Consider the following 24,996-nt stretch of genomic DNA (forward strand, 5'->3'; position numbering starts at 1 on the left):
GAGGCAAGCCCCGCCCGCGACGATCGCTTTAGAAGTCCATGCCGCCCATGCCGCCGCCGGGCATGCCCATCGGCGCCTTGTCGTCGGCGGGCAGCTCGGACACGGCGGCTTCCGTCGTGATGAGCAGGCCAGCCACCGAGGCAGCGTTCTGCAGCGCGGTGCGGACGACCTTGGTCGGGTCGATCACGCCGGCAGCAACCAGGTTTTCATACACGTCGGTCGACGCGTTGAAGCCGAACGAGGTGTCGTCCTGGTCGAGCAGCTTGCCCGACACGACAGCGCCATCATGGCCCGCATTCTGGGCGATCTGGCGAACCAGAGCGGTCAGCGACTTGCGAACGATGTCGATGCCGCGGGTCTGGTCGTCATTGACGCCGGTCAGGCCATTGAGAGCCTTGGTCGCGTACAGCAGGGCCGTACCGCCACCGGGGACGATGCCTTCTTCGACCGCCGCGCGGGTTGCATGGAGAGCGTCGTCAACGCGATCCTTGCGCTCCTTGACTTCGACTTCCGTCGCGCCGCCGACCTTGATGACGGCCACGCCGCCAGCCAGCTTGGCCAGACGTTCCTGCAGCTTTTCACGGTCATAGTCCGAGCTGGTGTGCTCGATCTGCTGACGGATCTGCTCGGTGCGGCCCTTGATCGAGTCATGGTCGCCAGCGCCATCGACGATGACGGTGTTGTCCTTGTCGATGGTGACGCGCTTGGCGGTGCCGAGCATGCCCAGCGTGACCGACTCGAGCTTGATGCCCAGATCTTCCGAGATCACTTCGCCCTTGGTCAGGACGGCGATGTCTTCCAGCATCGCCTTGCGACGATCGCCGAAGCCAGGCGCCTTGACCGCAGCAACCTTCAGGCCGCCACGCAGCTTGTTGACGACCAGGGTCGCCAGCGCTTCGCCTTCAATGTCTTCCGCGATGATCAGCAGCGGACGGCCCGACTGCACGACGGCTTCCAGGATCGGAAGGATCGACTGCAGGTTCGACAGCTTCTTTTCGTGGATCAGGATGTACGGATCAGCCAGCTCGACAGCCATCTTTTCCGGGTTGGTGATGAAGTAGGGCGACAGGTAGCCGCGGTCGAACTGCATGCCTTCCACGACGTCCAGTTCGAAGTCGAGACCCTTGGCCTCTTCCACGGTGATGACGCCTTCCTTGCCGACCTTTTCCATGGCTTCGGCGATCTTTTCGCCGACTTCACGGTCACCATTGGCGGAGATGATGCCGACCTGGGCGACTTCGGCCGAACCCGAAACCGGCTTCGAACGCGCCTTGATGTCCTCGACGACCTTGATGACGGCGAGGTCGATGCCGCGCTTCAGGTCCATCGGATTCATGCCGGCGGCAACCGACTTCATGCCTTCGCGCACGATGGCCTGGGCCAGGACGGTCGCGGTGGTGGTGCCGTCACCGGCGATGTCGTTGGTCTTCGAAGCGACTTCGCGGACCATCTGGGCGCCCATATTCTCGAACTTGTCCTTCAGTTCGATTTCCTTGGCGACGCTGACGCCGTCCTTGGTGATGCGGGGCGCACCGAAGCTCTTGTCGATGACTACGTTGCGGCCCTTCGGCCCCAGGGTCACCTTGACCGCGTCGGCCAGGATGTCGACGCCGCGCAGGATGCGCTCACGAGCGTCACGCGAAAACTTTACGTCCTTCGCTGCCATGATCTTTCACCTTCTTTGAGAATTGCAAAATTTGCGAAGTTCACACCGTTACAGGGCATGAATTTCCGCCGAAAAATGGAATGACTGTCCGGTTCGCCGCTTTACGCGACGACGCCCAGAATGTCCGATTCCTTCATGATCAGCAGGTCTTCACCGTCGACCTTGACTTCGGTGCCCGACCATTTGCCGAACAGCACGCGATCGCCGGCCTTGACGTCCAGCGGGGTCACCTTGCCGTCTTCGGCCTTGCTGCCGGTGCCGACGGAGACGATTTCGCCTTCCTGCGGCTTTTCCTTGGCGGTGTCGGGGATGATGATGCCGCCGGCGGTCTTCGCTTCCGCTTCGATGCGGCGGACGAGAACACGGTCGTGCAACGGACGAAATGCCATGTTGATTGCCTTTCCCTAGCTTTGGGGAGGGGGCGGCGCACAGGATCGGAGGACGATCTCCCCCGCAAAAGCCCTGTCCGCTTGTCCGTCTCCCGATGAACTTGTCGTTGTTAGCACTCGTTGAACAAGAGTGCTAGCGGCATGCATATGGAAAAGTCGTTCCGCTGGTCAAGGGTGGCGGCGCGAAAATTTTCCGACGCCCGGCCGAGCCAACGGCGCGTTGCCGCAGATAGGCCGCGCCCGATCGACCGTCATCCCCGACGCGACGGATTGCGCGGATATTGCGGCTGTTCCTTCTTCATGTCGTTTCGGGAATCTTTGATGACAGGCGCATCGTCCGCGCGCGTCGCCGGTTGAAGCCAGCATAAGCCAAAGGAGACGAGGATGCCCTACGCCACGATCATCGCTGCTGTCGATGTCAACGAGCCGGACCTGGCCCGCGCCGCCATCGCCGGAGCGGCGGAGGTTGCGGGCACGGACGGCGCCGTCCACATCCTGTACGTCCGCTATTATCTGCCGACCCGCTATTCCGAATTGCTGGCGAGCGATTTCGACGAGCGGGAGGAGGCGGACGCGCTGTCCGACATGCAGGCATGGGCGACGGAGGCCGGACTGGACTCCACCCGCACGCAGATATTCACCCGCCGCGGCCGGGTGCGGGACGAGGTCATCATCGAAGCGGAACAGCGCAAGGCGGACCTGATCGTGCTGGCGTCGCACCAGCCGTCCCTCTCCTCCCGCCTGCTCGGCTCCAACGCATCGGCCATCGTCCACCAGTCGCCGGTCAGCGTGCTGGTGGTCAGGACCGATGCGAAATAATCATCGGTCGATGAGCGGGCATCGGTTGCGGGCCGTGGGAGCGCTTCCTACCTGCCGGTCATATTCTGGCAGCATGGAGCCGCACCTATGAGCGACACATATACCCCGCCCAAAGTCTGGACCTGGGACAAGGAAAATGGCGGCCCCTTCGCGTCCATCAACCGCCCGATCGGGGGCGCGACGCACGACAAGGCGCTGCCAGTAGGGAGGCATCCGCTTCAGCTTTATTCGCTCGCCACCCCCAATGGGCAGAAAGTGACGATCCTGCTGGAAGAACTGCTGGAAGCGGGCGTCACCCAAGCGGAATATGACGCCTGGCTGATCCGCATCGGCGATGGCGACCAGTTCGGCAGCGATTTCGTCGCGATCAACCCCAATAGCAAGATCCCGGCGTTGCTCGACCATAGCGTGTCGCCGCCGCAGCGGGTGTTCGAATCCGGGTCGATCCTGCTCTATCTGGCCGAGAAATTCGGCAAGTTCCTGCCGGCCGATCCGGCCGGGCGCACCGAGGCGCTCAACTGGCTGTTCTGGCAGATGGGCGCTGGGCCGCTGCTGGGCGGGGGCTTCGGCCATTTCTTCGCCTATGCGCCGGAAAAGTTCGAATATGCGATCAACCGCTACACGATGGAGGTGAAGCGGCAGCTCGATGTGCTCGACCGGCAACTGGCGGACAATGACTATATCGCTGGCGCCGACTATAGCATCGCCGACATCGCCATCTGGCCCTGGTATGGCGGGCTGGTGCTTGGCCGCGCCTATGACGCGGCGGAGTTTCTGGACGCGGCCAGCTACAAGAATGTCGTGCGCTGGGCGCGGCAGATCGACGCCCGCCCGGCGGTGAAGCGCGGCCGCATGGTCAACAAGGCGAACGGGCCGCTGGAGGAACAGCTCCACGAACGCCATGATGCGGGCGATTTCGACACGAAGACCCAGAACAAGCTGGAAGGGGCGGCTTAAGCGCCGCTACAATAATCCGTTCGCTTCGAGCGTGTCGAGAAGCCTTTCTCGACTTCGCTCGAAACGAACGGCGCTTTATTTAATAGCCTACGGTAAATCGCCCGCGGCTATGCTGCGGCGTTTCGATTTCATCCACCAGCGCGATGGCATAGTCGGCGTAGGATATGCTGCTATTGCCTTCGCCATCGACCAGCAGTTGGTCCTTGCCAATGCGGAAGCTGCCCTTGCGATCGCCCACGAAGAAATAGGCCGACGGCGACAGGAAGGTCCAGTTGATGTCATCGACCCCGCGCAGATAGTCGAGAAACACCGCGCCCTTGCCCGCTTCGACCTTGGCGACTTCGGGGAAGTCCGGCGTGGTGATCAGCGGCACCCCCGGCGCGACCTCCAGGCTGCCCGCGCCGCCGACCACCAGGTAACGCGGCACGCCGGAATCGCGCACCACGCCGACCAGCGATTCAGGATCGGTATCGGAAAACATCACGGCGCTTACGACCACGTCATGGCCGCGGATAGCCTCGACCAGCGCCGCAGGATCGTTGACGTCGCCCTGCACCGCCGTCACCTGCGCGTCCTCGATGGCCTTTTCAGGATGCCGCGCGATCGCCGTCACCCGATGCCCGCGTCGCGCCAGTTCGGCGCTGATTTCCGTGCCCGCTCGGCCCGTGCCGCCGATGATCGCTACCTTCATATTCTCGTCTCCATAGGTGGTTACCGATGGAAACCAGATAGCGATTGCGATATCATCCCCGCAAGAAGGCACCTCACCTTCACCTGGTTACGCCAAGGATACCGCCCGCATGTCCCCTCCCCAGCCGCTGCGCACCGGCGACGCCTATAATCCCGATTGTCCGACCCGCCACATTCTCGACCGGATCGGCGACAAATGGGCAGTGCTGGTGCTGCTGACATTGAAGGATGGCCCGGTGCGCTTCAACGATTTGCGCCGACGGATCGGCGCCATCTCGCAAAAGATGCTCTCGCAGACGTTGAAGAGCTTGGAGCGCGACGGGCTGGTCAGCCGCGCCGCCTTCCCCACCGTGCCGGTAACGGTGGAATATCGGCTGACCCCGCTGGCGGGCGGGCTGATCGGCATATTGGATCAGGTCACCCAATGGGCCGAAGCCCATGTCGGCGCCATCATGGCGTCGCGGCGCGCCCATGACGGGGCGCTGACCGATGCGATGGCGGCCTAGCTTTTTGGATTGACGCGATTTCCTAACCATCAAACGAGGCCGTTTGATGGGAAATCGCTCAACCCGCCGCCTGCACGATCGCCGCCCATTCGGCCTCGCTGATCACCTTGATGTCCAGCGCGGCCGCCTGCTTGAGCTTCGATCCCGCGCCCGGCCCCGCCACGACCAGATCGGTCTTCGCGCTGACCGATCCGGCGGCTTTCGCGCCCAGCCGCTCGGCCTGCGCCTTGGCCTCGTCGCGGCTCATGGTTTCCAGCTTGCCGGTGAAGACGACCGTCTTGCCGGTCACCGCGCTGGCGGTGGTTTCCACGACATAGTCGGGCGGCGATACTGCGCGCAGCAGATCGTCCCAAGCCTCCACATTATGCGGTTCGTGGAAGAAATCGGCGATCGCATGGCCCACCGCCGCGCCGACATTCTCCACGCCGATATGTTCGGCGATCGCCTTGTCCCGCTTGGCCTGGGTTTCGGTCGGGTCGGCCGCATCGCGCAGCGCGATGATCTCTTCCGCCAGCGCCCGGACGCCCGGCAGCGTGGTGTAACGCTTGAGCAGGTCGCGCGCCGTCACCGCACCGACATGGCGGATGCCCAGGCCAAAGAGCAGGCGCGCGGCGTCGGGCTGGCGCTTCGCCTCGATCGCGGCGAGCAGATTGTCGACCGACTTTTCCTTCCACCCTTCCCGGCCGAGCAGGTCGGGCCGATGCTTTTTGAGCCGGAAGATGTCCGCCGGTTCGGCGATCCAGCCGAGGTCGAGAAACTCCTGGATGGACTTCTCTCCCAACCCCTCAATGTCCAGCGCTCCGCGGCTGACGAAATGACGCAGCCGTTCGAAGCGCTGGGCGGGGCAAATGAGCCCGCCGGTGCAGCGATAATCGACCTCTTCCTCCTCCCGCACGGCTTCGGACCCGCAGACGGGGCAATGGTTCGGGAAGGGAAAGGGATCGCGCGCCTCTTCACGCGACAGATTCTCGACCACCTGCGGGATGACGTCGCCCGCGCGCTGCACCACGATGCGGTCACCGGGGCGGACGCCGAGGCGGGCGATCTCATCTGCATTGTGGAGCGTCACGTTGGACACGACCACGCCGCCCACGGTGACGGGGGTCAGGCGGCCGACCGGGGTCAGCTTGCCGGTGCGCCCGACCTGGATGTCGATCGCTTCGAGCGTGGTCTGCGCGCGTTCGGCGGGGAATTTATGGGCGATGGCCCAACGCGGCGCCTTCGCCACGAAGCCCAGCCGCTGTTGCCAGTCGAGCCGGTCGACCTTGTACACCACGCCGTCGATGTCGAAGGGCAATTCGGCACGCGCCGCTTCGATCCCGCGATAATGGGCGATCAGCGCGTCCAGGCTGTCGACGCAGGCCAGCATGTCCGACACCGGCAGGCCCCATCCCGCGATCGCCTGCATCACGCCCAGTTGCGTGTCGGCGGGGACGGCGCTGTGTGCGCCCCAGCCATGGGCGAGGAAACGCAGCGGGCGGCTGGCGGTGACGGTCGCGTCCTTCTGGCGCAGCGATCCGGCAGCGGCGTTGCGCGGATTGGCGAATTGCCGCGCCTTTTCGGGGTCGTCGGCTTCGGCCAGCAGGCGCTGGTTGAGGGCCACGAAATCGTCCTTGGCCATATAGACTTCGCCGCGCACCTCGAACAGGTCGGGTATGTTCGGGCCGGTCAGCGTTTGCGGGATGTCGGCGATCGTGCGGACGTTGGCGGTCACGTCCTCCCCGGTCGTGCCGTCGCCACGGGTCGCGGCCAGCTTGAGTTCGCCCTGTTCATAACGTAGCGAGCAGGACAGGCCGTCGATCTTCGGCTCCGCGGTCAGCGCCAGCGGCGCGTCGTCCGGCAGCGCCAGGAAGCGACGGACGCGGGCCAGGAACTCGCCGATATCCTCGTCTGAAAAGCCATTGTCGAGGCTCATCATACGGACGGCGTGCGGCACCTTCTTGAGCGCCGACGTCGCCGTGGCTCCGATCTGCGCATTGGGCGAATCGGCGCGGATCAGTTGCGGAAAGGCCGCCTCCAGCGCGTTGTTCTCGCGGATCAGCGCGTCATAGTCCGCGTCGCTGATCTCCGGCGCATCCTGGTCATGATAGAGCCGGTTATGCTTCGCCACTTCGCGTGCCAGGCGCATCAGGCGGTTAGCGGCGTCGGCTTCGGTGAGGGTTGTGGGGTCGGTCATGGGGCCGTCTTAGCGAACCGCTCCCCGACCAGAAAGGCCGCTATTGATCGCTCGACCGCGGAAGTTCGATTTTCACGGCGTGCGTCTGGATCGGCGTGAGAAGAAGGAAAGCGGTCGCTAACAGGCCAAGCCCCGCCAGACATATCGTTTCTTCCGAAAGTCATCGATGCTGCGGATCAAACAAAAGAGGGCAACCAGTTGAAAGGTCGCCATAAGCCACTGGACTTGCTGGATGTGCATCGCGCTCAAACGCCCGCCACTGGCACCGTCTCGAACCGCTGGCCGAAGCCCGCGATGATCGGCCGCGCCTTGGCGATGGCGGCCTGGACCGCGGGCAGCTTGAGCGAGGCGGCGTGGTTTTCGCGGCTGTCCCAGACTTCGGTGATCCAGATGGCGTCCGGGTTCTCGCTGTCCAGCGCGATGATATAGGACAGGCAACCGGGCATCGCGCCGGTCGCGTCCCGCAGATAGCCGACCAGTTCGTCGCGCTTGCCCGGCTGGCTCAGCATCTGGCCGATCAGGCCGTATCGGGGCTTGGCCTCCTGCGCGGCGGCGGGGATGGCGCTGGCGGCGATCGCGACGGCGGTGATGCCGATCATGTCTCTGCGGTTATGACTCATCGCGTTCTCCTCACCCTATCCTGCCGTCCGTGTTCTCGCGCAGGCGGGAACATCGGCGTCAAACCCGCTCCAGCAACCGTTCCGCCTGCGCCCGCGCTTCCGCGGTGATTTCCGCGCCCGACAGCATCCGCGCGATTTCCTCGCGACGCTCGGCCTCGCTCAACGCATGGACGCCGGTGCGCGTTACCGTGCCGTCGCTCGACTTGGCGATCAGCAGATGGCCCGCGCCCCGCGCCGCGACCTGCGGGCTGTGGGTGACGACGAGGATCTGGTTGCTCTGCGCCAGCCGCGACAGCCGCTCACCGATCGCGTCGGCCACGGCCCCACCCACGCCCCGGTCGATCTCGTCGAAGATCAGCGTATCCGCACCGCCCCGCTCGGCCAGCGCGACCTTCAGCGCCAGGATGAAGCGCGACAATTCGCCGCCCGATGCGATCTTGGCCAGCGGCGCGAAGGGCGCGCCGGGGTTGGTCGAAATTTCGAACTCGACCCGGTCCATCCCCTGCGGACTCCACTGACCCTCGTCCAGTTGCGCAACCACGGTGCGGAACCGGGCGGCATCCAGTTTCAGCGGCGCAAGTTCGGCCGCAACAGCCGCATCCAGACGCCCGGCAGCCATCTGCCGTTCACCCGACAGCGCCTGCGCTGCGGCGCGATAGGCGGCGGCCTTCCCCGCGACATCCTTTTCCAGCGCCGCGATATGCGCCTCGCCGCCCTCGATCGCGGCCAGCTTCGCGTCCATCTCGTCGCGCAGCGCGGCCAGATCGTCGGGCTGCACCTGATGCTTGCGCGCCAGACCGCGCAGGTCGAACAGACGGGTTTCGATCATGTCGAGGCGCGCGGGATCAAAGCTCAGCGCCTCGACCGCTTCGGCCAGCCGATCCTCCGCCTCGCCCGCCTCCACCACAGCGCGGTCCAGCGCTTCGAGCACGGCGGCCAGCAGCGGCTCTTCCGACGCAATCCGATCCAGCCGACGCGCCGCCTGTCGCAATTGGGCCAGCCCGCCATCCGATCCGGTCAGGCAATCGCCGACGGCGGACAGGTCGTCGGTCAGGCGCGCGCCCTTCTGCATGGTCGCGCGTTCTTCCGCCAGCGTCGCCTCCTCACCCGGTTCGGGCGCGAACTTGCGCAATTCCTCGACCGCATGGGCGAGGTAATCACGGTCGCGCGCGGCATTGTCCACAGCCGCATGCGCCTCCGCCAGCGCCTTGGCCGCGGTGCGCCAGCCGGCATGGGCAGACGTCACCGCTCCGGCCTCGCAGCGGCCATAGCTGTCGAGCAGCGCGCGATGGCCCCGCGGATTAAGCAGGCCGCGATCGTCATGCTGGCCGTGGATCTCGACCAGCGATCCGCCCAGGTCGCGCAGCAGCGCGGCCGAACAGGGCTGATCGTTGACGAAGGCGCGACTACCGCCATCGGCCTTCACCAAGCGGCGGATCAGCAGCGGCTCGCCCGGTTCAATCTCTATGCCATTGTCCGCGAGCAGCAGCGCAACGCGGGTGGCGGCGGCCGGCGGTTCGAAGGTGGCGACGACACTCGCCTGCGCCTCACCATTGCGCACCAGACCGCTGTCGGCGCGCGCGCCCAGCGCCAGGCCGAGCGAATCCAGCAGGATCGACTTGCCCGCCCCCGTTTCGCCGGTCAGCACCGAAAGGCCCGCGCCGAACTCCAGGTCCAGCGCCTCGATCAGCACGACATTGCGGATGGCGAGCGAGATCAGCATGGCGCGCTTCTACCCATCACCGCACAAAAGGGGAACAGGCAAAAAGGCCGTCAGGCCTTGACGCCATGTTCCTGCATCAGCTTGTAGCTGCGTTCATACCATTTGGTGCCGGGATAGTTGCGACCCAGCACGGCGGCGGCCTTCTGCGCTTCGGCGGGGATGCCGAGCGAGAGATAGGATTCGACCAGCCGCTCCAGCGCTTCGGGCGTGTGCGTCGTGGTCTGATATTTGTCGACCACCGATCGGAAGCGCAGCGTGGCGGCGAGCCACTGGCCGCGCCGCTGGTAGAAACGGCCGACCTCCATTTCCTTGCCGGCCAGATGATCGTTGACCAGATCGACCTTCAAGCGAGCGTCGGCGGCGTAGCGGGTGTCGGGATAGCGGCGGATAAGTTCGCCCAGTGAATCCAGCGCCTGCTGCGTGATCTTCTGGTCGCGGGTGACGTCGGCAATCTGCTCATAATAGCAGAGCGCGATCAGATAATAGGCGTAGGGCGCGTCCTTGTTGCCGGTATGGATCGACAGGAAACGCTGTGCGGCCGAGATGGATTCGGCATAGTCGGTGTTCATATAATAGCTGAAGGCGGACATGAGCTGCGCGCGGCGCGCCCAGGGCGAATAGGGATGCTGGCGTTCCACCTCGTCGAACAAGGCGGCGGCGAGCTTGTACTGGCCGCGGTCCAGCCGGTCCTTGCCGCTATTATACAGGGTCGACACGTCACGCGCGACATATTGGGTGTCGGCCTTGTTCTTCGACGTGGAGCAGCCGGTAAGGACAGGCGAGGCGATCAGGACCAGGGCGGTGGCCGCGCCAATGCGCGTCATGGTTTTCGTCAGCATGGGCGGGTCATAGCCGAGCGACACGCCGCCGCCAAGCGGCAGAATGCGCGTCGGTCAACAGGCCGCACTGACGGGCAGGTCGAGCCTGGCGATCGCACCGCCCCGCGCCCCCGGCGTCAACGCAAAACGGCCGCCCAGTTGGGCCGCCAGCGCATGGGCGATGCGCAGTCCCAGGGATTCGCCGCGCTCCAACTGGAAGTCGGGCGCAACGCCCTGCCCGTCGTCGGCGATCTGCAGGGTCAGGGCGCCGTCCACCATCTCGAGCGTCACGCCGATCGCGCCGCCGCGATCGGGCAGGCCATGCTCCATCGCATTGCTGACCGATTCCGCCACCACCAGCGCCAAAGGCACGGTGATGTTGGGGTCGAGCCGCAGTCCGTCCGGCGCGGTCACCACCACGCCAATGTCGGTCCGTCCGCTGGCCTCCACTATGTCGGTGGTCAGGGTGGTCAGAAAAATGCGCATATCCTGACCCGCACCAGACGGATCGTAGAGCGCGCGGCTGATGCGACCGACCAGCGACAGCCGGGCGGAGGCGTCGTCCAGCGCCTGCCGCGCGACTTCATGATCGACATGCCGGCGCTGGAGCGAGAGCATCGCCGCGACCACCTGCAGATTGTTGGAGACGCGATGCTGGAGTTCGTGAAACAGCAATTCGCGATTTTCCGCGAGGGCGCGGCTGCGCTCCCGCTCCACCGCCAGATTGAAATTGGCCCGCTGCATGAAGTGGATCAGGGCGATGTCGACCGCGACCACCCCGGTGTAGAAGAGCATCGCGACCGCGACCGCCGGATTGAGCGTCAACGCGCCATAGGGCGGGATGAAGACATACCAGGAGATGGCGCCGCATATGATACCCGCGAAGAGGCCGGGCCGCACGCCGAACAGGAAGGACGACAGGATGACCGCTGGGAAGAAGGTGACGAAGGGATAGCCGACCGGCAGCAACGGCTCCGCCGCGATCCGCAACAGCAGGGCAGCGGCGCAGAAACAGCTCGTCAGGATATAGGCATAGACCGGCCGGTCGAGAACGAGCGGCAGGCGTTCGACGAACCGCTCATTGCTCCGCTGCATGATGAACCCCCACTATCCATCGTTACAGTAGCAGAACTTCCGCGCCCTGCCTTGATCGAAATCAGTCTGCGGCCGTCGGACGCAAAAACGGGGCGCCCGGCGGACCGGACACCCCGTCTTGTCTGTGGGAAGGCCGATCCGACGATCGGCGCGCCCCTTAGTCCTGGGTCAGGAAGTCGGGCAGACCGCCCGGCGCCGGGCCGTCATCATTGCCACCTTCGCTGCGTTCACGACGGGGACCACGGTCACCGCCATCGCGGCGCGGGCCACGACCGCGATCGCCACGGCCTTCGCCGCCTTCGCGACGCGGGCCACGATCGCCACCGCCATCACGACGCGGACCGCGATCGCTGCGCGGCTCGCGCGGTTCGCGGGCAGGACGGGTGTCTTCCAGTTCGGCGCCGGTTTCCTGATCGACGACGCGCATCGACAGGCGAACCTTGCCGCGCGGGTCGATTTCGAGAACCTTGACCTTCACCTCTTGACCTTCCGACACGACGTCGGTCGGCTTTTCGACGCGCTCATTCTTCATTTCGGAGACGTGGACGAGACCGTCCTTGCCACCCATGAAGTTCACGAAGGCGCCGAAGTCGACGATGTTGACGACCTTGCCATCATAGATCTTGCCGACTTCCGCTTCCTGCGTGATGCCGAGGATCCACTTGCGGGCCGCTTCGATCTGCGCCGGATCGGACGAGCTGATCTTGATCAGGCCTTCGTCGTCGATGTCCACCTTCGCGCCGGTTTCGGCGACGATCTCGCGGATCACCTTGCCGCCGGTGCCGATGACTTCGCGGATCTTCGACTTGTCGATCTGCAGCGTCTCGATGCGCGGGGCGTGCGCCGACAGCTCGGTGCGGGTCGAGGACAGCGCCTTGCTCATTTCGCCAAGGATATGCGCGCGGCCTTCCTTCGCCTGCGTCAGCGCGGCTTCGAAGATTTCGCGCGTGATGCCCGCAATCTTGATGTCCATCTGCATCGTGGTGATGCCGACTTCGGTGCCGGCGACCTTGAAGTCCATGTCGCCGAGGTGATCTTCGTCACCCAGGATATCGGACAGGACGGCGAAGTCCTTGCCTTCCAGGATCAGGCCCATGGCGATGCCGGACACGGGGCGCTTCAGGGGCACACCGGCGTCCATCATCGAAAGCGAACCGCCGCAGACGGTCGCCATCGAGGAAGACCCGTTCGACTCGGTGATGTCCGAGAGAACGCGGATCGTGTAGGGGAACTCGTCCTTGCTCGGCAGCACGGGATGCAGCGCACGCCATGCCAGCTTGCCATGACCCACTTCACGACGACCCGGCGCGCCGAAGCGGCCGACTTCACCGACCGAATAGGGCGGGAAGTTATAGTGCAGCATGAAGTTTTCATAATGCAGGCCGGTCAGGCCGTCGATCATCTGCTCGGCGTCCTTGGTGCCCAGCGTGGTGGTGCAGATCGACTGCGTTTCACCGCGCGTGAACAGCGCCGAACCATGAGTGCGGGGCAGGAAGCCGACCATCGCTTCGATCGGACGGATCTGCGTGGTGGTGCGACCGTCGATGCGCTTGCCGTCCTTCAGGATGGCGCCGCGCACGATTTCCGCTTCCAGCTTCTTGGTCAGCTTGATGCCGGCCATCACGGTCTGGGCGTCCAGACCTTCGGCGGTGAAGCTGGCCTTTGCCTTGGCGCGGGCTTCGTTCAGCGCGTTGGAGCGGGCCGACTTGTCGGTCAGCTTGTAGGCGGCGGTGATGTCCTTGCCGATCAGCTTCTTCAGCTTCTTCTTCAGGTCATCGAGATTGTCGCCCTTGGCGATGTCCCAGGGATCCTTGGCCGCCTTCTCGGCCAGGTCGATGATCGCGTTGGCGATCTTCTTGCTGGCTTCATGGGCGAACAGGACAGCGCCGAGCATGACCTCTTCCGACAGTTCCTTGGCTTCGGATTCGACCATCATCACGGCGTTGCCGGTGGCGGCGACGACCAGGTCGAGTTCGCCGGTCTTCACTTCTTCAAGGCTCGGGTTGAGCTGATATTCGCCGTCCTTGTAACCGACGCGCGCGGCGCCGATCGGACCCATGAAGGGCACGCCTGACAGGGTCAGCGCAGCCGACGCGGCGATCATCGCCACGATATCGGGTTCGCTTTCGCCGTCGAACGACAGAACCTGCGCGATCACGTTGATTTCGTTATAGAAACCTTCGGGGAACAGCGGGCGGATCGGGCGGTCGATCAGGCGGGAAACCAGCGTTTCCTTTTCCGTCGCGCCGCGCTCACGCTTGAAAAAGCCGCCGGGAATGCGGCCGGCGGCGGAATATTTTTCCTGATAGTGAACGGTCAGCGGGAAGAAGTCCTGGCCTTCCTTCACGCTCTTGGCGGCGGTCACGGCGCACAGCACCACGGTTTCGCCATAGGTGGCCAGCACGGCGGCGTCAGCCTGGCGCGCGATACGACCGGTTTCGAGGGTCAGCGTCTTGCCGGCCAGCTCGATGGATACTTTCTTGACGTCGAACATAGATTGTTTCCTTCGCCCGCGTCGGCCCTATTGCCGGGCGGGGCCTTTGGTGGAGCCGGTGCGGCTCCATGAATGGAGAGCGTTACACTCTCCTCCGTTCGCCCTGAGCCTGTCGAAGGGCTTTGCTGAGCGGAGACGAAGCACACTTCGCTTTGCTCAGTGGAAGGCTTCGACTTCGCTCAGCCCGAACGGTGTGGGGGACGCTCCCCCGATTATTCCGCCGCCTTGCCGAATTGCCAGACGATGGATGTCAGAATCAGAAACGGCCCCGAATGGGGCCGTCCCTTTTTAGCAGGCTTACTTGCGCAGGCCCAGCTTGGCGATCAGGTCGGTATAACGCGCCTGATCCTTCTTCTTGAGATAGTCCAGCAGCGAACGACGCTTGTTGACCATCATCAGCAGACCACGGCGGCTATGATTGTCCTTGTGGTGACCCTTGAAATGCTCGGTCAGGTTGGTGATCCGCTCGGTCAGGATCGAAACCTGAACCTCGGGCGAACCCGTATCACCCTCGGCGCGGGCATATTCCTTGATCAGCGCTTCCTTGCGCTCGGCAGTAATCGTCATCTAATCGTCTTCCCTCGACATCAGGTTGAAACCGCGCACCACGACGATCTGATGATCGTCCGACCGCACCAGCGCCACGGGAATATCGCCCAATGTCGCCAGATACTGGCCGTCGGTGGCAGCGATCCCGGTCAGTATCTTCCCCTGGCGGAGAGCGATGGCCTGATCGGGAGAGACGGGGAGAGCCGGGATGTCGTCCAGCCCCGCCGTCAACGGCAGCATGAGCCCACCGATGCCGCCGCCCTTAGCAGCTTCGTCCAATTTGTCCAGCGATATCGCGGTTTCCAGCGTGAACGGCCCGGCCTTGATCCGGCGCAGCATAGTGACATGACCCACCGTCCCCAATGCCAGCGCGATATCGCGGGCAAGGGAGCGGATATAGGTGCCCTTGGAGACATGGGCGGTCAGGGTGATCTGGGAAATCCTCTCCCCGTGGGGGAGAGGATAGGGAGGCTTGGCAGCTTGCTGCCTAGCCGAAGTTGGAGAGGGGTTTGCTTCCCCCGCTCCTAGCTGCGCTACCCCGCCTTGCGGGCAAGCTGCGCTATCCTCTCCCCCCTGGGGCGAGGATATGTGCAGCGCGTGGATCGTCACCGACCGCAGCTTCATCTCCACCGCTTCCCCCTTGCGGGCGAGGTCATAAGCGCGCTGGCCGTCGATCAGGATGGCGCTATAGGCGGGCGGCGCCTGTTCGATCGGGCCGGTGAAGCGAGGCAGGATCGCTTCCACCTGCGCCAGCGTCGGACGGACGTCGCTCTCCGCAATCGCCGTCCCCTCCAGGTCGAGCGTGTCGGTCTGGACACCGAACGCGACAGTAAAATCATAGATTTTGTCGCTGTCGAGCATCCGGCCCGCCAGCTTGGTCGCCTCCCCGATCGCGATCGGCAGCACGCCTGTCGCCAGCGGATCGAGGGTGCCGCCATGGCCGACCTTCCACTTTTCCGTCCCGCCCAGCAGCTCCCGCTGCACGCGCAGCGCGCGCTTGACCGCGCTGACCGCCTGGGTGGAGCCGAGGCCATGCGGTTTGTCGAGAATGATCCAGCCATGCATGGCGGCGGGCCTTATCCGGCCTGCCCCGCCCTGTCAGCTTTTAATGCGTCCCCCCAATCGGCATTTCCCCGCGCCCCGCCCTGCGATAAGGAGCGCCCATGACCATCAAGCTCATCTGCCTCGATGCCGACGACACGCTCTGGCACAACATGCGCCATTTCAACGCGACCGAAGACGCGCTGCTCGACATGCTGCGCCCCTTTGCGGAAGCCGACATGACGCGCGAGCGGCTAATCGCCTGCGAGACGCGCAACCTGCCGCTCTATGGCTATGGGGCGAAGGGCTTCACCCTGTCGATGATCGAGACGGCGGTGGAGCTGGCTGGCGACAAGCTGTCCAGGTCGATGATCGAGGGGATATTGGCGGCGGGCCGGGCGCTGCTCGCCCATCCGGTCGAGCTGTTCGACGGGGTGGCGGACACGCTGGCGCGACTGGCCAAAGTCGGCCCGCTGGTGCTGGTGACCAAGGGCGACCTGCTGCATCAGGAAAGCAAGCTGGCGGCGTCGAGCCTGGGCGACCTGTTTTCGGGCATAGAGATCGTCAGCGACAAGAAAGCGGACACGTTCCGCACCCTGTTCGCCCGCCTGGGCATCGCGCCGGACGAGGCGGTTATGGCGGGCGATTCGATGCGATCGGACATATTGCCAGCGCTGGAGGCCGGCGCATGGGCTGCCTTCATCCCGCAGGAAGGCGGCTGGTCGCACGAAAGCGCCACGGCGCCATCCAGCCATGAACGCTTCATCCAGTTGGAGCGGCTGGCCGACCTGCCCGACTGGATCGCGACGATCAGCTAATGCGCGCCCGCCATTCATCGGCCAGGATCGAATAGATCGCCGTATCGCGGACATGGCCGGTCCAGGTCACCCGCTGCTTGCGCAGGACTCCCTCGCGCACCGCGCCCAGCTTCTCGACCGCCTTTTGCGAGCGGACATTGCGCTGGTCGATGCGAAATTCGATACGGGTGAAGCCGCATTCCAATGCGCGCCCGATCAGCAGCGGCTTGATCCGGCCGTTCAGCCCGGTGCCGCGCGCGGATGGCGTCATATAGGTGCCGCCCAGTTCCAGCCAATTGTCGGCCGCGTGGATGTGCAGATAGCCCGACATGCCGACAGCGGCGCCGTCGGCGACGATCAGGAAAGGACAGCGATCGGGATTGGCGAGGGTCGCGTCGAATATCGCATCGAAATGCGCGCCTGCCCAATTACTGGGAAAAATCTCCCACACCGGATCGTCCGCCGGGCAGAGCGGGCGCAGCGTCTCGCGATGCGCTTCGCGCAACTGTTCCAGATGCAGGCCGGGCGCTTCGATCGGCGCAAGCAGGCGTTCGATGCAGGTCATCGCCGCATCTGCTCCACGAAGTGGCGGCGGCATAGTGCGACATAGCGATCATTGCCGCCGATTTCGGTCTGCGCGCCCTGCTGGATCGGCCGTCCGCCCGCATCGACGCGCAGGTTCATCGTCGCCTTGCGGCCGCAATCGCACACCGTCTTGATCTCTGTCAGCGTGTCGGCCAATCCCAACAGCGCGGCGCTGCCGGCGAAAAGCTGCCCCTGGAAATCGGTACGGATGCCGTAGCAGAGGACCGGAATGCCGAGCCGGTCGCAAACTCCGCCCAACTGCCACACCTGCGCCTCGGTCAGGAATTGCGCCTCGTCCACCAGCACGCAGGACAGCGGCGTCGCGCCGTGCCGGGCAGCAATGGCGGCGAAGATATCGACCTGCGGATCGAACAGAGCGGCAAGCGCCTCCAGCCCGATGCGCGACACGATCCGCCCGCGGCCAAAGCGATCGTCGAGCGCGGCAGTCCACAGCATCGTGTCCATGCCGCGCTCGCGATAGTTGAAGTCGGATTGCAGCAGGGTGGTCGATTTCCCCGCATTCATCGAGCTATAATAGAAATAGAGTTTCGCCATCGGCGCCGATTAGCGGATCGTCGGTGCGACGCCAGCCAGGAAACGCACCAATGCGTCGGCCAGCGCGATCCGCTTGTCGGAGAAGCTGTGATCGGTCGGCCAGACCATCAGCCGCGCGTCCGGGTTGGCGCCCTGCGCATCGGCAGCCGCCTTGCGCGCCATGGCGCCTATCCCCTTTTCCGCGCCCAACAGCGTCAGCGGACGGCGACCATAGCCGGCCAGGCGGCGACCCAGGTCGAACTTCTGCCCGTCGGCCTTGATCTCGCCGGTCAGCCCCTCATAGGTCGCGCCATGGAGCGGCGGCAGGTCGCTCGCCACTTCCGCCTTCCACCCCGCCTCGCCTTCCGGTGTGGCCAGCGCCGCCACGGTCTGCGCCGGGTCCCAGGGATCGATCAGGAACAGCCCGGCGACGCGCGGATCGGCCGCGGCGGCATCGGCTGCCATGAAGCCGCCCATGCTGTGCCCGGCGACCACGATCGCGCTGGTGTCGATGCGATATCTGGCGACGATGGAGGGTTGCTGGAGATATTGCAGCGCGGTGAAGGCGTCCTCCGATGCGTTGGCGAAGGAGAATATGCCGGGGCTGCCCCAACTGCCGCGATAATGGAACGTCAGCACATTCCACCCGGCGCGACGGACGGCCTGGGCCAGATCGAGATTCTGTTCGTTGCCCGGAAAGCCGTGGAGCAGCAGCAGCGTCGGGTGGATGCCTGCGCCCGCGGCTGTGTACATGACCGCGTTCATCGCCCCGTCCTGCGCGGGGATGACGAAGGCACTCATGCTGGCAGGATAGGCGGCGTCAGGCCTGGGATCGGCGATGACCGCGGGATGGATCGCCGGCTCCTTGGCGAAGGCGGGCGACGACGCGGCGAGTATGGCCGCCACTGCAAATCCCGATAATGTCCGCACTGATAACCCCCACATGATCGAGACTCGCCGAATGACGCTGCTATGCAACCGGAACCGTCCCGATTTGCCGCCCCGGCATGGGCATCCCGATCGCCGGGCGCATAAGAAGGCCGCCATCATGAACTGACAGTTGGACCGCATCCCCCGGCCGCAGACCCAACAGCCTGCGAAGCGCGGCTGGCAAAGTGACCCGGTTATCGCGATTGACGGTCGGCTTCATGCGGCGACTATGCGGTAGAAGCACAGGCACCGCAATTATTCTTCGCCCTCGTCCTTCACCAGATCCTGCGCCACTTTGGGCTGACGCAGCAGCTTGTCGATATGACTGCCCTCGTCGAAGCTGTCGTCCGCCAGGAATTTCAGCTTGGCGGCATATTTGAGCGCGATGCGACTGGCGACCGCGCGCTGCAGATAGGCGGTATTGGTGCGCAGGGCCTTCAGCACCGCTTCCTCATCCTGCCCCAGCAGCGACTTGATGAAGATGGTGGCGTGGCGCAGGTCGGGGGACATGCGCACTTCGGTGACGCTCACGACATGTCTGGCCAGCAAATCGTCATGCACGTCGCCGCGCTGGAGGATGTCGGACAGGACATGGCGCACCTGTTCGCCCACGCGGAGCAGGCGGACGGACGGGCCTTCGGGTTGTTGGGCCATAGCCTAAATCTCCCCCCTCCCTACTCGGGAGGGGCCGGGGGCGGGCTCATCCCACCGGCCATAGCAATTCAGGAGAGGGCGAGCCCACCCCCAATCCCCCTCCCGCAAGCGGAAGGGGGATATGGCTTACAGCGTGCGCTGACGCTCTTCGACCTCGAACAGTTCCAGCGTGTCGCCGGGCTTGATGTCGTTCGTATCCTGCAGGACCGCGCCGCACTCCATGCCCGCGCGGACTTCGGACACATCGTCCTTGAACCGGCGCAGCGAGTGGATGACCGTCTTGGACACGATGACGTCGGACCGGGTGAGGCGCGCATTGAGCCCCTTGCGGATGATGCCGTCGAGGACGAGCAGACCGGCCGCCTTGTCCTTCTTGCCCGCCGGGAACACCTGCAGCACTTCGGCGCGACCCACGATCGTTTCGATGCGCTCTGGCGCCAGCTGGCCCGCCATTTCGTTGCGGACTTCTTCCAGCAGGTCGTAGATCACGTCATAATAGCGCAGCGAAATCTTCTCGCGCACGGCCATCGGACGCGCCTTGGCATTGGGACGGACGTTGAAGCCGATCAGCGGCGCGCGGCTGGCAGCGGCCAGCGTAACGTCGCTTTCGGTGATCGCACCGACGCCGGAGCTGAGGATACGCACCTTGATCTCGTCGGTCGAAATGCGGTTGAGCGCAGTAACGATCGCTTCGACAGACCCCTGCACGTCGCCACGGATCACGACCGGATATTCGATCATGGTCGTGTTGAGCGCCGAGAACATGCTCTCGAAGTTGGTCGGCACAGACGCCGTCCGCTTGAGCGTGATCTGCTCCTGACGATAGGCCGCGACTTCGCGGGCGCGCGCTTCATTCTCGACGACGGTGAGCTGGTCGCCCGCCTTGGGAACGCCGGACAGGCCCAACACCTCGACCGGGGTCGAGGGACCGGCAGACTTCACCTGCTGACCCTTGTCGTTGACCAGCGCACGGACCTTGCCGCTTTCCGCGCCGATGACGAAGGTGTCGCCGACCTTGAGCGTACCCTTGCGCACCAGCACCGTAGCGACCGCACCGCGGCCCTTGTCGAGCTGCGCCTCGATCACATTGCCTTCGGCGGCGCGATCGGGATTGGCGGACAGCTCCATGACTTCGGCCTGGAGCAGGATCTTCTCGATCAGTTCGTCAAGGCCGGTCTTCTTGAGCGCGGAAACCTCCACGTCCTGAACGTCGCCGCCCATATCCTCGACCACGATCTCCTCGCTCAACAGGCGCTCGCGCACCTTTTGCGGGTTCGCTTCGGGCTTGTCGCACTTGTTGATCGCCACGATCATCGGCACGCCGGCCGCCTTGGTGTGGTTGATCGCCTCGATCGTCTGCGGCATCAGCCCGTCGTCGGCCGCCACCACCAGGATGACGATGTCGGTGACGTTGGCGCCGCGGGCGCGCATTTCCGAAAAGGCTTCATGGCCCGGCGTATCGAGGAAGGTGATGACATCGCCACCCTTGGTCGTCACCTGATAGGCGCCGATATGCTGGGTGATGCCGCCGCTTTCGCCCGCGACCACGTCGGTCCCGCGCAAGGCGTCGAGCAGCGAGGTCTTGCCGTGATCGACATGGCCCATGATGGTGACGACCGGCGCGCGAGGCTTGAGCGTTTCAGGCGCATCGACATCGCCGGTGATACCGATTTCCACGTCGGCGTCGGACACGCGCTGGATGCGGTGACCGAATTCCTCGACCAGCAACTCCGCCGTATCCTGATCGATCGGCTGGTTGAGCGTAACCGCCTGCCCCATCTTGAACAGCGACTTGACCAGGTCCGCGCCCTTTTCGGCCATACGGTTGGCCAGTTCCTGCACGGTGATGATTTCAGGCACCACGACGTCGCGGACCTGCTTGTCCCGCTGCTGCGCGCCGCCGGCATAATGGGCGCGACGCTCCTTCTCACGGGCGCGCTTGAGCGCTGCAAGGCTGCGGGCGCGGGCGCTGTCGTCATCGGCCAGCGCCTTGGTGACGGTCAGCTTGCCGGCCTGGCGGCGATTATCTTCGCCCTTCTTGGCGCGTTCGGGCTTGGTCGGCTCGGGGCGCTTGACCGGCGTGACCGGGGTGAAGCGGCGCGGCGGCGGCGCGGCGGCCGCGGGCGTGGCGGGCCGCTCCTGTTCGGCGGGCGCGGCAGGCGCTGCGGCCTCTTCCGTAGCCGGCTGCGCAGGCGCGACGGCCTCGGCGACCGGTTCGGGCGCAGCCTGTTCGACCGGCTCGGGCGTCGGCGGCGCTTCGGCCGCCTGGCGATTTTCCTCGGCGCGGCGCTTTTCTTCCTCGCTGGCGGCGAGACGCGCGGCATCCTCACGACGGCGCGCATCTTCCAGCGCGGTCATGCGGGCTTCCTCAGCCTCGCGCAGCAGCTTGGCCTGCAATTCCTGACGCGACATCAGGCTCTGCGGCGGCGACTGGCGCACCGGCGCAGGCTGCGGCGCGCGGGTCTGCTGCGGCGCAGGCGCGGCCGGGCGCGGCGCGACCGGAGTGGGATCGGCCTGGGGCGCAGCCGCAGGGGCAGCACCGGTCGTCTCACCCGGCTTGCCCAGGACGCGGCGCCGCTTCACTTCAACCACGACCGTATTCTTGCGGCCATGGCTGAACTGCTGCTGCACCTGACCGGATTCCACGGTCCGCTTGATGCCCAGTGGCTTGCGGCCCAGAACCGGCTTGTCTTCCTTGCTGTCACTCATACGACTGAACTTAACCCTTCACTTCCGCTCCGACCGGAAAGGCCCGTCGGCGCCCTTAACAAATTCACATCCGAACTTAACCTAAACGACCACGCCCGGCACATCGGTGGAGTCAGGCTCCCCCTGTACAGGCGCCCCGTTAGCGCAACCCAGATAGCTTTCCAAGCGGCCGATGGCCGCACGCAGACGCGACGCCGCACGCGAGTCGGTTACTGCGATATGGACGACATTGTCGCGCCCCATTGCCATAGATAGGGCCTCCCGGTCCACAGGCAAGACGATACCCGCCAAATCCGTACCTTCGGCCTCCTGCCCGACGCGCAGCGCCTGGTCCAGTTTGCGGTTGCCGTCGGCCGCCGCATCAGCGGCATGGAGCAGCAACCGCACCTGCCCCTTGCGGCAGGCGACGTCGATCTTTTCGGACCCCGTCAGCAGCATCGACGCACGCGATTCCAGCCCCAGCCGATCGAGCAGCGTCTTGCGCAGCCCGGACTCGATCATCGCCGGCAGGTCGTCGGATATCTGGAGGGCGCTATCCTTGAACGCACGGGCGAGCGCGCCCTTGAGCTTGCCCTTGGCCAGCGCGGTTTCCAACTCGGCGCGCGATACGCCGATCCAGGCGCCCCGCCCCGGCGCCTTGGCGCGAATATCGGGCAGCACCTGACCCTCCGGCCCCACCGCCAGGCGAACCAGCGTGTCGGGGTCGGCGCGGTCGCCGGTCAATATGCATTTGCGTTCGGTCATGCGCGCCCCTCCGCCAAAACGGATGAAAGGGCAAGTCCGACGCTGTCGAGAGGCGCTATTCTCTCATCGGGGAGTGTCCGCAACATAGGCGTCCTCCCTTGTTGGAGAGCCGGACAGGACAGCCGCCAGCCCTTCCGGCCGCTCGGTGAGCGACCGGATGGCGTCGGCGATGATCGCGTGGCCAGTCGGGCGGAGGGCGATAAAAGACATGGAGGCTCAGGCTTCCTCGTCTTCGAACCAATGGGCGCGGGCGGCCATGATGATCTCATTGCCCTGCTCGTCGGAGAGACCATAGGCGGCCAATATGCCGCCCTTGTCCTCGCTGCCGCCGTCCGACTTGCGACGACGCTGGTCGACGCGCTTCTTCTGCACCAGTTCGTCGGTGGCGAGATCGGCCAGGTCGTCGAGCGTCTTGATGCCCGCCTTGCCCAGCGTGACCAGCATCGCTTCGGTCAGATGCGGCATCTCGGCCAGCGCGTCCTCGACGCCCAGATTGGTGCGTTCTTCGCGCGCAGCCTGCTCGCGGCGCTCCAGCGCTTCGAGCGCGCGGTTCTGCAATTCGCCGGCCAGTTCGTCGTCAAAGCCTTCGATCGCCGCCAGTTCGTCGATCTCGACATAGGCGACTTCTTCCAGTTCGCCGAACCCTTCGGCGACCAGAAGCTGCGACAGCGTCTCGTCCACGTCCAGTTCGTTCTGGAACAGTTCGGACCGGCTGACGAACTCCTTCTGGCGCTTCTCGCTCGCGTCCGCTTCGGTCATGATGTCGATCGCCTTGCCGGTCAACTGACTGGCGAGGCGGACGTTCTGGCCACGGCGGCCGATAGCGAGCGACAACTGATCGTCGGGCACGACGACTTCGATACGCTCTTCTTCTTCATCGATCACGACGCGGCTGACCTGCGCGGGCTGCAACGCGTTGACGACGAAGGTCGCGGTATCTTCCGACCAGGGGATGATGTCGATCTTTTCGCCCTGCATTTCCTGCACGACGGCCTGCACGCGGCTGCCCTTCATGCCGACGCAGGCGCCGACCGGGTCGATGCTCGAATCGCGGCTGATGACGCCGATCTTGGCGCGGCTGCCCGGATCGCGGGCGGCGGCCATGATGGTGATGACGCCGTCGTAGATTTCGGGGACTTCCTGCGCGAACAGCTTCTTCATGAATTCGGGATGCGCGCGGCTGAGGAAAATCTGCGGCCCGCGATTTTCGCGGCGGACGTTCAGCACGACCGAGCGGATGCGGTCGCCGACGCGGACGACTTCGCGCGGAATCTGCTGGTCGCGGCGGATCACGCCTTCGGCCCGGCCCAAATTGACGACGACATGGCCGAACTCGACCGACTTGACGACGCCGGTGATGATTTCACCCACGCGGTCCTTAAACTCTTCATGCTGGCGCTCGCGTTCGGCATCGCGGACCTTCTGGAAGATCACCTGCTTGGCCGACTGGGCGTCGATGCGGCCCAGGTCGATCGCGGGCAGCGGGTCGACGATGAAGTCGCCGATCACGGCGTCCTTCTTCAGCTTCTGCGCCTGCTTGAGGTCGACCTGCTTGAAATAATCCTCGACCAGCTCGACCACTTCGACGACGCGCCACAGACGCAGGTCGCCGGTTTCCGGGTCCAGCTTGGCTCGGATATCGTTTTCAGCGCCGTAGCGCGCGCGGGCGGCGCGCTGGATCGCGTCTTCCATCGCTTCGATGACGATCGCCTTGTCGATCATCTTTTCGCTGGCGACGCTGTTGGCGATCGCGATCAGTTCGGCCCGATTGGCGGAAATGGCGTTGGCCATGGCTTTATGAACCCTTATTCTTCGGTTTCAAAATCATCCGCCCCATCGGAGGAAAGCGGCATTGTAGCAGAAAGGAGCGCGTCGGTCAGCAGCAGCTTCGCGTCGCTGACCAAAGCGAAGGGAATGACGACGTCGCCACTCTTCGCGTCGGTAAACAATATGTCGTCGCCTTCGACCCCGTTCAGGACGCCGCGGAAGCTCTTGCGTCCCTCGACGATCTCGGTCGCGGAAATCTTGGCCTCATGGCCGGCCCATTCGATGAAGTCGTGCAGCCGGGTCAGCGGCCGGTCGATGCCGGGCGAACTGACCTCCAGACGATAGGCCTCCTCGATCGGATCGACCTCATCCATCACGTCCGAAATACGCCGCGAGATGGCAGCGCAATCCTCGATGACCAGTTGCTTGGTCTTCGGGTCTTCTGCCATGATCTGCAACGTATGCTCGTCGCCCGACCCGAACAGCCTGATCCGCACGAGGTCGAAGCCCAGGGCCTTCACCTCGGGTTCGATCAGCGCGGTCAATAGGGCGATGTCCGCCATGCAATCTCCAGAAACTCTATGCGCGCTTCCCCTGCCGTACACCTAACAAGCGCCGCAAGCGTTCCGCTTGCGACCCTGACATGTTTGACGATGTAAGGAAGCAAGGGCGATATAGGCCTGAGCCACGCAATCTGCAACATTATTCGTCTTGTTGTATTCTAACCGTTCGG

Annotated in this window: 25 protein-coding genes; 4 read left to right on the forward strand and 21 right to left on the reverse strand. The window is 64.7% G+C overall.

Going from position 1 to position 24,996, the window contains the following annotated elements:
• Positions 1-28: 28 nt before the first annotated feature.
• Together groL and groES are read right to left on the reverse strand one after the other, a co-directional pair.
• Positions 29-1,666, reverse strand: a complete 1,638-nt coding sequence (groL, locus tag K9B33_RS06175) for a chaperonin GroEL (RefSeq protein ID WP_224547468.1) — start codon at positions 1,664-1,666, stop codon at positions 29-31.
• A gap of 101 nt (positions 1,667-1,767) precedes the next feature.
• Positions 1,768-2,055, reverse strand: a complete 288-nt coding sequence (gene groES / locus K9B33_RS06180) for a co-chaperone GroES (protein ID WP_007704439.1) — start codon at positions 2,053-2,055, stop codon at positions 1,768-1,770.
• A gap of 384 nt (positions 2,056-2,439) precedes the next feature.
• On the opposite strand from groES, the gene K9B33_RS06185 reads away from it, so the two are divergent.
• Together K9B33_RS06185 and yghU are read left to right on the forward strand one after the other, a co-directional pair.
• On the forward strand, positions 2,440-2,874 hold the full coding sequence (locus tag K9B33_RS06185) for a universal stress protein (protein WP_224547469.1): 435 nt from the start codon (positions 2,440-2,442) through the stop codon (positions 2,872-2,874).
• Between the two features lie 87 nt (positions 2,875-2,961).
• Entirely contained in the window at positions 2,962-3,831 is an 870-nt protein-coding gene (yghU, locus tag K9B33_RS06190; protein WP_224547470.1) for a glutathione-dependent disulfide-bond oxidoreductase, read from the forward strand.
• Between the two features lie 79 nt (positions 3,832-3,910).
• Here yghU and K9B33_RS06195 read toward each other — a convergent pair whose 3' ends face one another.
• Positions 3,911-4,522 (reverse strand): NAD(P)-dependent oxidoreductase, encoded by a 612-nt coding sequence (locus K9B33_RS06195; RefSeq protein WP_224547471.1) that lies wholly within the window; start codon positions 4,520-4,522, stop codon positions 3,911-3,913.
• Between the two features lie 109 nt (positions 4,523-4,631).
• On the opposite strand from K9B33_RS06195, the gene K9B33_RS06200 reads away from it, so the two are divergent.
• On the forward strand, positions 4,632-5,027 hold the full coding sequence (locus K9B33_RS06200) for a winged helix-turn-helix transcriptional regulator (protein WP_224547472.1): 396 nt from the start codon (positions 4,632-4,634) through the stop codon (positions 5,025-5,027).
• A 58-nt stretch (positions 5,028-5,085) separates the two neighbouring features.
• Here the strand turns inward: K9B33_RS06200 and ligA are convergent, their stop codons facing one another.
• The 8 genes from ligA to truB all read right to left on the reverse strand — a co-directional run bounded on the left by ligA (position 5,086) and on the right by truB (position 15,567).
• Positions 5,086-7,203 (reverse strand): NAD-dependent DNA ligase LigA, encoded by a 2,118-nt coding sequence (gene ligA, locus K9B33_RS06205; RefSeq protein ID WP_224547473.1) that lies wholly within the window; start codon positions 7,201-7,203, stop codon positions 5,086-5,088.
• Positions 7,204-7,448: 245 nt separating this feature from the next.
• On the reverse strand, positions 7,449-7,823 hold the full coding sequence (locus tag K9B33_RS06210) for a putative quinol monooxygenase (RefSeq protein ID WP_224547474.1): 375 nt from the start codon (positions 7,821-7,823) through the stop codon (positions 7,449-7,451).
• Positions 7,824-7,881: 58 nt separating this feature from the next.
• A complete protein-coding gene (gene recN, locus K9B33_RS06215) occupies positions 7,882-9,546 on the reverse strand; it encodes a DNA repair protein RecN (RefSeq protein WP_224547475.1) in 1,665 nt (554 codons plus the stop codon).
• A gap of 50 nt (positions 9,547-9,596) precedes the next feature.
• Entirely contained in the window at positions 9,597-10,385 is a 789-nt protein-coding gene (locus tag K9B33_RS06220) for an outer membrane protein assembly factor BamD (RefSeq protein WP_224547476.1), read from the reverse strand.
• A 54-nt stretch (positions 10,386-10,439) separates the two neighbouring features.
• Positions 10,440-11,459 (reverse strand): sensor histidine kinase, encoded by a 1,020-nt coding sequence (locus tag K9B33_RS06225; RefSeq protein ID WP_224547477.1) that lies wholly within the window; start codon positions 11,457-11,459, stop codon positions 10,440-10,442.
• Positions 11,460-11,616: 157 nt separating this feature from the next.
• Positions 11,617-13,953 carry a polyribonucleotide nucleotidyltransferase gene (gene pnp / locus K9B33_RS06230; RefSeq protein ID WP_224547479.1) on the reverse strand — a complete coding sequence of 779 codons (2,337 nt, stop codon included), beginning with the start codon at positions 13,951-13,953 and terminating at the stop codon, positions 11,617-11,619.
• Between the two features lie 297 nt (positions 13,954-14,250).
• The gene (gene rpsO, locus K9B33_RS06235; protein ID WP_119745455.1) at positions 14,251-14,520 is read right to left on the reverse strand and encodes a 30S ribosomal protein S15; all 270 of its coding nucleotides are present in this window, start codon (positions 14,518-14,520) and stop codon (positions 14,251-14,253) included.
• The gene (truB, locus tag K9B33_RS06240; protein ID WP_224547481.1) at positions 14,521-15,567 is read right to left on the reverse strand and encodes a tRNA pseudouridine(55) synthase TruB; all 1,047 of its coding nucleotides are present in this window, start codon (positions 15,565-15,567) and stop codon (positions 14,521-14,523) included.
• Positions 15,568-15,665: 98 nt separating this feature from the next.
• On the opposite strand from truB, the gene K9B33_RS06245 reads away from it, so the two are divergent.
• Positions 15,666-16,361, forward strand: coding sequence for an HAD family hydrolase (locus tag K9B33_RS06245; RefSeq protein ID WP_224547482.1), 696 nt, complete (start codon positions 15,666-15,668; stop codon positions 16,359-16,361).
• Here the strand turns inward: K9B33_RS06245 and K9B33_RS06250 are convergent.
• The 10 genes from K9B33_RS06250 to rimP form a co-directional block, all read right to left on the reverse strand.
• Complete coding sequence (locus tag K9B33_RS06250; RefSeq protein ID WP_224547483.1) at positions 16,354-16,905, reverse strand: GNAT family N-acetyltransferase; 552 nt, start codon at positions 16,903-16,905, stop codon at positions 16,354-16,356. The two genes, K9B33_RS06245 and K9B33_RS06250, sit on opposite strands and share 8 nt — an antisense overlap.
• Positions 16,902-17,480, reverse strand: a complete 579-nt coding sequence (locus K9B33_RS06255; RefSeq protein WP_224547484.1) for a thymidine kinase — start codon at positions 17,478-17,480, stop codon at positions 16,902-16,904. Before K9B33_RS06255 ends, K9B33_RS06250 begins: the two co-directional genes overlap by 4 nt.
• A gap of 9 nt (positions 17,481-17,489) precedes the next feature.
• Positions 17,490-18,404, reverse strand: coding sequence for an alpha/beta fold hydrolase (locus tag K9B33_RS06260; protein WP_224547485.1), 915 nt, complete (start codon positions 18,402-18,404; stop codon positions 17,490-17,492).
• Positions 18,405-18,429: 25 nt separating this feature from the next.
• Complete coding sequence (locus tag K9B33_RS23230; RefSeq protein ID WP_224547486.1) at positions 18,430-18,609, reverse strand: AbrB/MazE/SpoVT family DNA-binding domain-containing protein; 180 nt, start codon at positions 18,607-18,609, stop codon at positions 18,430-18,432.
• Positions 18,610-18,644: 35 nt separating this feature from the next.
• Positions 18,645-19,043 (reverse strand): 30S ribosome-binding factor RbfA, encoded by a 399-nt coding sequence (gene rbfA / locus K9B33_RS06270; RefSeq protein ID WP_224547487.1) that lies wholly within the window; start codon positions 19,041-19,043, stop codon positions 18,645-18,647.
• 126 nt (positions 19,044-19,169) lie between these two features.
• Positions 19,170-21,752, reverse strand: coding sequence for a translation initiation factor IF-2 (gene infB / locus K9B33_RS06275; protein ID WP_224547488.1), 2,583 nt, complete (start codon positions 21,750-21,752; stop codon positions 19,170-19,172).
• Positions 21,753-21,833: 81 nt separating this feature from the next.
• Positions 21,834-22,496, reverse strand: a complete 663-nt coding sequence (locus tag K9B33_RS06280; protein ID WP_224547489.1) for a DUF448 domain-containing protein — start codon at positions 22,494-22,496, stop codon at positions 21,834-21,836.
• A gap of 63 nt (positions 22,497-22,559) precedes the next feature.
• The gene (locus K9B33_RS06285; protein ID WP_224547490.1) at positions 22,560-22,706 is read right to left on the reverse strand and encodes a hypothetical protein; all 147 of its coding nucleotides are present in this window, start codon (positions 22,704-22,706) and stop codon (positions 22,560-22,562) included.
• Between the two features lie 6 nt (positions 22,707-22,712).
• Positions 22,713-24,287, reverse strand: a complete 1,575-nt coding sequence (gene nusA, locus K9B33_RS06290) for a transcription termination factor NusA (protein ID WP_224547492.1) — start codon at positions 24,285-24,287, stop codon at positions 22,713-22,715.
• A 14-nt stretch (positions 24,288-24,301) separates the two neighbouring features.
• Positions 24,302-24,826, reverse strand: a complete 525-nt coding sequence (gene rimP / locus K9B33_RS06295; RefSeq protein ID WP_224547494.1) for a ribosome maturation protein RimP — start codon at positions 24,824-24,826, stop codon at positions 24,302-24,304.
• Between the last annotated feature and the right edge of the window lie 170 nt (positions 24,827-24,996).

The sequence above is a fragment of the Sphingobium sp. 3R8 genome (assembly GCF_020166615.1).
Lineage (GTDB): Bacteria > Pseudomonadota > Alphaproteobacteria > Sphingomonadales > Sphingomonadaceae > Sphingobium > Sphingobium bisphenolicum.

Coding starts and splice junctions, on each gene's coding strand:
- groL (WP_224547468.1), bottom strand. CDS start 1,666: ATGGCAGCGAAGGACGTAAAGTTTTCGCGTGACGCTCGTGAGCGCATC.
- groES (WP_007704439.1), bottom strand. CDS start 2,055: ATGGCATTTCGTCCGTTGCACGACCGTGTTCTCGTCCGCCGCATCGAA.
- K9B33_RS06185 (WP_224547469.1), top strand. CDS start 2,440: ATGCCCTACGCCACGATCATCGCTGCTGTCGATGTCAACGAGCCGGAC.
- yghU (WP_224547470.1), top strand. CDS start 2,962: ATGAGCGACACATATACCCCGCCCAAAGTCTGGACCTGGGACAAGGAA.
- K9B33_RS06195 (WP_224547471.1), bottom strand. CDS start 4,522: ATGAAGGTAGCGATCATCGGCGGCACGGGCCGAGCGGGCACGGAAATC.
- K9B33_RS06200 (WP_224547472.1), top strand. CDS start 4,632: ATGTCCCCTCCCCAGCCGCTGCGCACCGGCGACGCCTATAATCCCGAT.
- ligA (WP_224547473.1), bottom strand. CDS start 7,203: ATGACCGACCCCACAACCCTCACCGAAGCCGACGCCGCTAACCGCCTG.
- K9B33_RS06210 (WP_224547474.1), bottom strand. CDS start 7,823: ATGAGTCATAACCGCAGAGACATGATCGGCATCACCGCCGTCGCGATC.
- recN (WP_224547475.1), bottom strand. CDS start 9,546: ATGCTGATCTCGCTCGCCATCCGCAATGTCGTGCTGATCGAGGCGCTG.
- K9B33_RS06220 (WP_224547476.1), bottom strand. CDS start 10,385: ATGCTGACGAAAACCATGACGCGCATTGGCGCGGCCACCGCCCTGGTC.
- K9B33_RS06225 (WP_224547477.1), bottom strand. CDS start 11,459: ATGCAGCGGAGCAATGAGCGGTTCGTCGAACGCCTGCCGCTCGTTCTC.
- pnp (WP_224547479.1), bottom strand. CDS start 13,953: ATGTTCGACGTCAAGAAAGTATCCATCGAGCTGGCCGGCAAGACGCTG.
- rpsO (WP_119745455.1), bottom strand. CDS start 14,520: ATGACGATTACTGCCGAGCGCAAGGAAGCGCTGATCAAGGAATATGCC.
- truB (WP_224547481.1), bottom strand. CDS start 15,567: ATGCATGGCTGGATCATTCTCGACAAACCGCATGGCCTCGGCTCCACC.
- K9B33_RS06245 (WP_224547482.1), top strand. CDS start 15,666: ATGACCATCAAGCTCATCTGCCTCGATGCCGACGACACGCTCTGGCAC.
- K9B33_RS06250 (WP_224547483.1), bottom strand. CDS start 16,905: ATGACCTGCATCGAACGCCTGCTTGCGCCGATCGAAGCGCCCGGCCTG.
- K9B33_RS06255 (WP_224547484.1), bottom strand. CDS start 17,480: ATGGCGAAACTCTATTTCTATTATAGCTCGATGAATGCGGGGAAATCG.
- K9B33_RS06260 (WP_224547485.1), bottom strand. CDS start 18,404: ATGTGGGGGTTATCAGTGCGGACATTATCGGGATTTGCAGTGGCGGCC.
- K9B33_RS23230 (WP_224547486.1), bottom strand. CDS start 18,609: ATGAAGCCGACCGTCAATCGCGATAACCGGGTCACTTTGCCAGCCGCG.
- rbfA (WP_224547487.1), bottom strand. CDS start 19,043: ATGGCCCAACAACCCGAAGGCCCGTCCGTCCGCCTGCTCCGCGTGGGC.
- infB (WP_224547488.1), bottom strand. CDS start 21,752: ATGAGTGACAGCAAGGAAGACAAGCCGGTTCTGGGCCGCAAGCCACTG.
- K9B33_RS06280 (WP_224547489.1), bottom strand. CDS start 22,496: ATGACCGAACGCAAATGCATATTGACCGGCGACCGCGCCGACCCCGAC.
- K9B33_RS06285 (WP_224547490.1), bottom strand. CDS start 22,706: ATGTCTTTTATCGCCCTCCGCCCGACTGGCCACGCGATCATCGCCGAC.
- nusA (WP_224547492.1), bottom strand. CDS start 24,287: ATGGCCAACGCCATTTCCGCCAATCGGGCCGAACTGATCGCGATCGCC.
- rimP (WP_224547494.1), bottom strand. CDS start 24,826: ATGGCGGACATCGCCCTATTGACCGCGCTGATCGAACCCGAGGTGAAG.